Here is a 1,647-nt window from a genome sequence, read left to right on the forward strand (position 1 = left end):
GCTACGGACTTCGGGTGTTCCCGACTCTCATGGTGTGACGGGCGGTGTGTACAAGGCCCGGGAACGTATTCACCGTGGTATGCTGACCCACGATTACTAGCGATTCCGACTTCACGCAGGCGGGTTGCAGCCTGCGATCCGAACTGGGACGGCTTTTTGGGGTTCGCTCTGCCTCGCGGCTTTGCATCCCTTTGTTCTCCGCCATTGTATTACGTGTGTAGCCCAGGTCATAAGGGGCATGATGATTTGACGTCGTCCCCACCTTCCTCCGTTTTGTCAACGGCAGTCTCGCTAGAGTGCTCTTGCGTAGCAACTAACAATAGGGGTTGCGCTCGTTGCGGGACTTAACCCAACATCTCACGACACGAGCTGACGACAACCATGCACCACCTGTCTCTGCTTTCCCCGAAGGGCACCTGATGTATCTCTACTTCGTTAGCAGGATGTCAAGACCTGGTAAGGTTCTTCGCGTTGCTTCGAATTAAACCACATAATCCACCGCTTGTGCGGGCCCCCGTCAATTCCTTTGAGTTTCAACCTTGCGATCGTACTCCCCAGGTGCAATACTTATTGTGTTAACTCCGGCACGCAGGGGGTCAGTCCCCGCACACCTAGTATTGATCGTTTACAGCGTGGACTACCAGGGTATCTAATCCTGTTTGCTCCCCACGCTTTCGCGCCTCACCGTCAGTTACCGTCCAGTAATCCGCCTTCGCCACTGGTGTTCTTCCTTATATCTACGCATTTCACCGCTACACAAGGAATTCCGATTACCTCTCCGGCACTCAAGATGCACAGTTTCAAATGCAGTTTCAGGGTTGAGCCCTGAGATTTCACATCTGACTTGCGCACCCGGCTGCACGCCCTTTACACCCAGTAAATCCGGACAACGCTTGCCACCTACGTATTACCGCGGCTGCTGGCACGTAGTTAGCCGTGGCTTATTCAAGAGGTACCGTCTTCTGCTCTTCCCTCTTAAAAGAAGTTTACAACCCGAAAGCCTTCTTCCTTCACGCGGCGTTGCTGGGTCAGGCTTGCGCCCATTGCCCAATATTCCCCACTGCTGCCTCCCGTAGGAGTCTGGGCCGTATCTCAGTCCCAATGTGGCCGGTCAACCTCTCAGTCCGGCTACTGATCGTCGACTTGGTGGGCCGTTACCCCGCCAACTATCTAATCAGACGCGAGGCCATCTTTCAGCGATAAATCTTTGGCATTCAGATGATGCCATCCGAATGCGTCATGCGGTATTAGCAGCCGTTTCCAGCTGTTGTCCCCCTCTGAAAGGCAGGTTCCTCACGCGTTACTCACCAGTCCGCCACTAAGCATTCCTTTCCTTTGACCGAAGTCTCATTCAAGGGTGCTCCGTTCGACTTGCATGTGTTAAGCACGCCGCCAGCGTTCGTCCTGAGCCAGGATCAAACTCTCTATAATATAGTATCTAAACGGTTTTCACCGTTCAAATCAATCATAGAGTCATTTATCATGACTTCATTTATTTCTCTTTTATAGTTGCTGCTTTCGACCGAATTGACTACGGCCTATTCACCCACAACTTCGTCGCGAGCCTCGTGAAAAGCTCGCTCCGCTGGTGCTTTCTTTTCTCACGTTGTTTAATTTACAAGGTGCACGTCCCTCATGCGGAACAGT

The 1,647-nt window shown here is 52.4% G+C and carries 1 rRNA gene; it reads right to left on the bottom strand.

Annotated features, from left to right (window positions below):
• Positions 1-1,431 (bottom strand): 16S ribosomal RNA (locus tag PY311_RS12515); the annotation flags it as partial.
• Between the last annotated feature and the right edge of the window lie 216 nt (positions 1,432-1,647).

This window comes from Neopoerus faecalis (assembly GCF_029218125.1).
GTDB lineage: Bacteria > Bacillota > Clostridia > Oscillospirales > Oscillospiraceae > Oscillibacter > Oscillibacter faecalis_A.